At 62.8% G+C, this 6,481-nt stretch carries 7 protein-coding genes and 1 pseudogene; 7 read left to right on the forward strand and 1 reads right to left on the reverse strand.

The annotated features are described in order from the left end of the window. Positions 1-8: 8 nt before the first annotated feature. The 7 genes from O7A60_RS24540 (at position 9) to O7A60_RS24570 (ending at position 5,920) form a co-directional block, all read left to right on the forward strand. Complete coding sequence (locus O7A60_RS24540; RefSeq protein ID WP_337108374.1) at positions 9-929, forward strand: carbohydrate ABC transporter permease; 921 nt, start codon at positions 9-11, stop codon at positions 927-929. A 5-nt stretch (positions 930-934) separates the two neighbouring features. Then, positions 935-1,786, forward strand: coding sequence for a carbohydrate ABC transporter permease (locus O7A60_RS24545; RefSeq protein ID WP_337108387.1), 852 nt, complete (start codon positions 935-937; stop codon positions 1,784-1,786). A gap of 19 nt (positions 1,787-1,805) precedes the next feature. Then, positions 1,806-2,645: a sugar phosphate isomerase/epimerase family protein gene (locus O7A60_RS24550; RefSeq protein WP_337108375.1), complete on the forward strand. Its 840-nt coding sequence runs from the start codon at positions 1,806-1,808 to the stop codon at positions 2,643-2,645. Continuing rightward, positions 2,642-3,508, forward strand: coding sequence for a PfkB family carbohydrate kinase (locus O7A60_RS24555; RefSeq protein WP_337108376.1), 867 nt, complete (start codon positions 2,642-2,644; stop codon positions 3,506-3,508). The genes O7A60_RS24550 and O7A60_RS24555 overlap by 4 nt, the downstream gene beginning before the upstream one ends. Before the next feature lies 1 nt (position 3,509). Next, complete coding sequence (locus tag O7A60_RS24560; protein ID WP_337108377.1) at positions 3,510-4,928, forward strand: NAD(P)/FAD-dependent oxidoreductase; 1,419 nt, start codon at positions 3,510-3,512, stop codon at positions 4,926-4,928. Between the two features lie 135 nt (positions 4,929-5,063). Next, a complete protein-coding gene (locus O7A60_RS24565) occupies positions 5,064-5,414 on the forward strand; it encodes an MbcA/ParS/Xre antitoxin family protein (RefSeq protein WP_027144412.1) in 351 nt (116 codons plus the stop codon). A gap of 8 nt (positions 5,415-5,422) precedes the next feature. After that, a complete protein-coding gene (locus tag O7A60_RS24570) occupies positions 5,423-5,920 on the forward strand; it encodes an RES family NAD+ phosphorylase (RefSeq protein ID WP_337108378.1) in 498 nt (165 codons plus the stop codon). A gap of 155 nt (positions 5,921-6,075) precedes the next feature. On the opposite strand, the pseudogene O7A60_RS24575 reads toward O7A60_RS24570, so the two are convergent. Next, a pseudogene (locus O7A60_RS24575) lies at positions 6,076-6,263 on the reverse strand (helix-turn-helix domain-containing protein); the annotation flags it as partial. Positions 6,264-6,481 lie beyond the last annotated feature (218 nt).

Genomic DNA, 6,481 nt, shown 5'->3' on the forward strand with positions numbered 1-6,481 from the left:
ACGCTGGCTTGAGCAACGCCGCGGGCGAGCCGGCGGCGAAAGCCGGCCGCCGGTTCCGCCACTGGAGCTCGCTCCGCTGGGTCGCAGTTGCCGTGATCCTGGTCGGCTGGTTCGTGTACTACCCGATCGTCGACAACTTTATCGTCAGCACCACCGACGAGGATATCTTTACCGGCGAGACCACGAATATCGGCCTCGCCAATTATGAGCGGCTGCTGCATGATCCGGTCGTCTGGGTGGCGTTGTGGAACAACACGCTCTACGCCTTGATCTCCATTATCTTCCAGGTCGGTGGCGCCTTCGTCCTGGCGGCGCTGATCGAGGGGCTGGGCAGCGAGCGGCAAAGGCGCTTCTGGCGGGCGATTTATTTTATTCCTTCCGCGATCTCGATCACTGTGACCGGCCTGCTGTTCTATTTCATCTACCAGCCGGATATCGGCCTCTTGAGTGCCGGCCTCAGGCGCATTGGTCTGGAACAGCTCATCCAGCCCTGGCTCGGCAGCGAGGATACGGCGATCTACGCGATCATCGCGATGAGCCAATGGCAGGGCTTTGGCTATTCGACGCTCCTGTTTGCGATCGCCATCCAGAAAATTCCGCGCGATCTCTACGATGCCGCCGTCATGGACGGAGCCGGTCCGCTGCGCAGACTGTGGAGTGTGACGCTGCCTCTGACCCGCGAGATGACTGGCCTGATGATCATCGTCACGATCACCGGCGCGTTCCAGGTGTTCAACGAGGTTATGGTCATGACCGCCGGCGGCCCCAACAACCGCAGCCAGGTGCTTGGCACATGGCTTTACCAGCAGGGATTCATACAGAACAATTTCGGCTACGGCGCCGCGATCGCCGCCGTGATCTTCGTCGTGACCATGATCACCGGAGCGGCCCAGCTTTGGTACACCAGGCGCCGGAGGGTCGAGCTGTGACGGTGATGGCGGCCAACGGACGTACCGCGCGACCGACCTTCGGGGGCGCTCTTGCAAGGGCCTTTCTGTACTCGTTCCTGATCTGTCTCGGCATCGTCGTCCTTTATCCGCTGCTCTGGATGGCGCTCAACGGCTTCAAGGACAATGGGCAGATCTTCGGTGACCCGTTCGCGCTGCCGTCGCGGTGGACCTGGGGCAACTATGTGCAGGCCTGGAACCGAGGCGTCCGCGACTATCTGGTATCGAGCCTGCTGGTGACCGTCGCTTCGGCGATCTGCACGGTGCTCATCAGCGCCTGGACCGCCTATGGATTGACGCGAACGCCAATGCCCGGCAAGCCGCTTATCGTCGGCCTTGTCCTTGGCGGCCTCATGCTCAGCCCGACCGTGGCGCTCATTCCCCTGGTGCGTATGCTGCAGGCCATCGGCCTCTACAACACCTACTGGGCGCTGATCATCCTCTACACGGCGTTCCGGATCCCGTTCAGCACCTTCCTGATCCGCGCCTACATGCTTGGGCTGCCGAAGGATCTCGACGAGGCGGCCCGCATCGACGGCGCCAGCGAGGGGCAGATCTTCTGGCGCATCATCCTGCCGCTGTGCCAGCCGATCATCATCTCCTGCATCATCCTCCACGTTCTATTCGCCTGGAACGAATATTTGTTCGCGATGGTCTTCACCAACGGATCGGCGGTGCAGACGCTGCCCGTCGGCCTCACCTCGCTGATGTCCAAGAACGGCACAAATTACGGCGTCGTCTTCGCGGCGATGACGATCTCGGCCCTGCCGATCGTCCTGCTGTTCTTCGCCGCACAGCGGTATTTCATCCGCGGCCTCTCCGAAGGCATCGGCAAATAAATCACCGGGAAAGACGTCCATGCCGCAGATCAAGGTCGACCAACTGATTGGGGCCCACTTCGCCTTCCAGCATTACGCGTTCGAACACGTTGCCGAGATCCTTCGCGGCTTCGGCTTCAAGGAGATCGAGCTTTGGGGCATCGCACCGCATCTCGACCTGTTTCATGCGACCGACGCGCAAGTTCGATCGGTTCGGGACATTGTTGCGCGCAACGGCTTCACGCCCGAGCAGGTGATCTATCCGATCAACATCGCGTCGGGCGCCGGCGCATACCGCCGCGACAGTGTCAGGCGGTTCTGCCACGCGGCCGACATATGCGCTGAACTGGGCGCCAAATATCTGTTCCTGACGTCCGGGCGTGGATACGAACACGACCCGCCCCAAGACGCATGGGCGCGGTCAGCCCAGTCGCTTGCAGAGATCGCCGCCTATACGGCCTCGGTCGGCGTGCGCTGCCTGCTCGAGCCGCTGCACCGCGTCGAAACCAACGTCGTCACCAATGCGTCGGGCCTGCGCCGAATGCTCGACCAGATCGGCGCCGACACCATAGACGTGGTCCTGGACACGGTCGGCATGGCCACGGCCGGCGACACCGTGGCCGATTATGTCAGGCTGTTCGGGCCGCGCCTGGCACATGTCCAGATTGTCGACGGGCTCCCCGCGGGACACCTTGTCTGGGGTGACGGGAAGCTTCCGATCGGCCAGTATCTCCACGAGCTCGCAGCGTCGGGTTATCGGGGAAAAATGACCTTCGAGCCGTTCGGAAACGGCTCCTACGCGCTCGACCCGGTTGCGGCATGGAACCGCAATCTCAAGGCCATTGAGCCCCACATGACGTGGGCGTCGACAGCAGCATGACCGGAAGAGCATCGCCCAACCTGGTCGCTGTCGGTGACAACTGCCTCGACGTCTATCTCAACAAGGACCTCCTGACCGTGGGCGGGAACGCCCTCAACGTTGCCGTTCAATGGCGACGCAATGGCTGGAGTGTGCGCTATTTCGGCGCCGTGGGCGATGATCCGGAAGGCGAGATAACGCTCCGCGAGGTCGAGACCGCCGGACTGTTCCGCGACGACGTCGAGATGATCCCCGGCGATACGGCGGTGACCCTGCTGCGCGACCAGTCGGGCGACCGTACTTTCCTGTTCGAATCCTTCGGCGTCGGCGAGAACTACATGCCCGCGCCGCACAACTGGGGGGTCGTATCGAAAGCCGACTGGGTGCATCTGGGCACCAACGCCAACAACGATCTCGTGCGCCGCCTGGTTCGCGAGCATGTGCCGTTCAGTGTCGACGTCTCGACCGCGCATCTGGCCTTGCCGCTGCAGGGCGTGCCTCTCGTCTTCGCCTCCGGTCCAGACGAGCCGAGCGTGCCGGTCGAGCCCGTCATAGCCGCGCTGCGGTCGGCTGGTGCGCGCCAGGTCGTGCTTACCTGCGGCAGCCGGGGCGCCTATTTCTGCGACAGCCAAGGCGTTCGCCACGCCGAGGCGTCGCCGACCGCCGTGGTCGACACGTGTGGGGCGGGAGACAGCTTTATCGCCACTTTCATCACCGCGTTCTGTTTCGCGGGTCTCGACGCCGATGGAGCCATGCGAAAAGCTTCTTTCTATGCCAGCAGGACCTGCACGCATCTCGGCGGCTTCCCGCAGGAGCCGCGCCCGATCCCAGACTGGCTGCCGCTGAAATATGCCGACGTGATCAATCGCGAGACGAGGGTCTGACATGGCCATTTTACGGATGAGACAGCCGGCAGTCGCGGCGCCAGCCGATCGGTCGTTCTGGCTGCAGGACATTGCCGCTGCCCCGGCGACGCAACCCTTGGTCGGCGGCGAGCGGGCCGACGTGGTGATCGTCGGTGGCGGCTATACCGGGCTGTGGACGGCGTTGCGAATCCGCGATCTAGCTCCCGAAACCCGTATCATGGTGGTTGAGGCGGATCAGTGCGGCTCCGGCGCTTCAGGGCGCAATGGCGGACAGGTGCATTCCTGGTTCGCCGAGCTCGACCAGATCAGCGCCGTTGTCGGCGAGGAGGAGGGGCGTGAGCTTTGCGCCGATAGCGTCGATGCCATCGCCGAGTTGGAGAAACTTCAGCGCGACGGCACGATCGATATGGATCTTCGTCTCGACGGCTGGCTATGGACGGCCAGTTCCTCCGCCCAAGAGGGGGCTTGGAACCGCGCTGTCGCGATGACCGAGGCGGCCGGGGCCAATCGCTTCCGGCAGCTGACCGGCGAGGAGATCAAGCAGCGGACCGGGTCTTCCGCATCCTATGCCGGCGTTGTCGAGCCGAACGCCGGGACCGTCCATCCAGCCAAGCTGGCCACCGGCCTGCGCGACCTGGCGATCGCTCGCGGCGTGGTCGTCCATGAGCGCAGTCCCGTCACCGAAATCCTGCCGGGCAGGACCTGCCAGGTCCAGACCGCGCAGGGTGAAGTGCGTGCCGAGAAGGTCGTGCTGGCGGCCAATGCGTGGTTGTCGGCGCTGCCCGAACTTCGACGGCATCTTTACGTGGTCGCAAGCCAGGTGGTCGCGACTGCGGAAATCCCTGACTTGCTCGACCGGATCCGCTGGCGTGACGGAGCTTCCATCTGCGACTCGCAGCGCCAGGTCCTCTACTACCAGCGCACCCCGAAGGGCCGCGTGGTCTTCGGTCGCGGCAGCGGCAACATCGCCTATGCCGGCAAATTCGGCCAAAGCTTCAACCGCAGCCCAGAACGTGGACGCGACAACATTCGGGAGCTGGGCCGCGTCTACCCCGAGCTGCGAGGGGTGCCGATCGACTATGATTGGGCGGGCCCTGTCGACTGCGTGCCGGAGCATGTCCCCGTCTTCGATCACTTGAACGGTCATCCCAACATTGTCTTTGGCATGGGCTACAACGGGACCGGCATTGCCCAGACCCCGATCGGCGGCCGCATTCTCGCCAGCCTTGTGCTGGAACGGAAGGATCGCTGGAGCGGCAGTGGGCTGGTGGGGCTCGATCGGCGCAAGACGATGCCGCCGGAACCGTTCCGCTATCTCGGCGCCAAGCTTGTGCGCGCCGCGATCGCGCGCCGGAACGGCGCCGAGATCCGCGATGAGAAGCCAGGCGTGCTGACCAGATTCCTGTCGGAACTCACGCCGGGAGGCGGCGAGCATTAATTATGCCAAGTCCCTTCGGGTCACGTCGCCAGACTATCCGATTCCGCCGGGAATTTGGCTAACCTTGAATGCCGCACTTATCGACGCTATATAGCGTCAGTGGACGGGGCAAATAACCTGCCGCAGGAGATCGCAGTGGGCCTAACGCAATATTTCGATAATGGACTTTTCGCCCCTCGCAAGATAGCGGCCACTTTCCAAACGACCAGCGAGGAAGTGGCTCGTACAGCAGGATTGGGAAAGGACGCCATTCAACGCAAAGATCGGGTCCGGTCGGATCGGACGCAACGCCGGCTGCGCGAGTTGGTGGAAATCATTAACAAGGTCGAAGCTCGTTTTGGCTCGGCCCTGATGGCTTATGCCTGGTACCGCTCAGAACCTCTTCCTGGTTTTTCAGGGATGACGGCAATGCAACTCGTTCGCAGCGGTCGCGCAGACGAGGTGCTCGAATATATCGATGCGGTTGATGCCGGCGTCCACGCCTGATCATCCGCATGCGCTATCGTGGCCCGCTCTATCGCGCTCTCAATCCTATCTATGCAGCCGAGCCCCTGTCAGGCCGAGGAGCGGAGCTCTACGGCGGTCGCTTCAATGCCAGGGGCGTTCCAGCCTTATATTCGTCACTGACGGTGCTCACCGCACTGCGCGAAGCCAATCAGGCGGGCAGCTTTCAACCGACGACACTTGTCTCCTACGATGCCGACATCGGTAACATCTTCGATAGCCGTAACGAGATGGCCCTGAATGCCGAAAAGTTGGACAGCAGCGCGCTGGCCGATCCCACCTGGCGCGATCAAATGCGAATAGCCGGTGAGGCGAAAACACAGGCCTTCGCCCGGCATCTGATCGGCAAGGGCTATCGCGCTCTGCTGGTCAGGAGCTTCGCGCCTGGTGCGACAAGGAATGATCTCAACCTCGTGCTCTGGCAATGGAGCGACACGGCACCGTCTCAGCTGACACTCATCGACGACGAAAACCGGCTTTCGCCATGAGCAGTTCGCTGTTCGCGATCGGTCACAATTTGCGCAGCGTCTCGCGTACACCCATGGTCCTCGGCCAACTCCCGGGGCAGCGCTGGCGCACTGCGTCACAAGGCGCCCGGCCGGCGTTCGAACCAAAGCTGGTGCCGCTCAAGCAGCTTCTCGCGGCGGCTGCGCCTCTTCGAGGCCAGGCCGCCGGCGTCGTCCTGGTCATAGGCCTGCAACAGCCGGTGAACTGACTGCGGCTGAGGTGAAGGAGTTCCGCTGCCTGGACGACGCTCAGTCGTCGGTCGCGGATCTTCTGGATGGCTTCGAGACGATGCAGCTCTTTTTGCGACAAGGTGACCAAGGGCATGACGGCTCCGCAATGGGCCCGGTCTCGCGCCAGGCGCTGTGAAGTCGCCAGCCTTCCTTTCCAGCTTCATGTTGACCAGCCTCGGAAGCGGGGAGTGTCGCATCTCTAACTGGGGCAACTGTCGCATTACTAAAGGCTGTGTAAGTAATGTGGCGGCGATGTAGAAATGTCGCTCGCTCTGCAAAGTAGAAATGTCGCATCCTACGTTTGCGAGGGCA

The organism is Mesorhizobium salmacidum (SeqCode) (genome assembly GCF_037179605.1).
GTDB lineage: Bacteria > Pseudomonadota > Alphaproteobacteria > Rhizobiales > Rhizobiaceae > Mesorhizobium > Mesorhizobium salmacidum.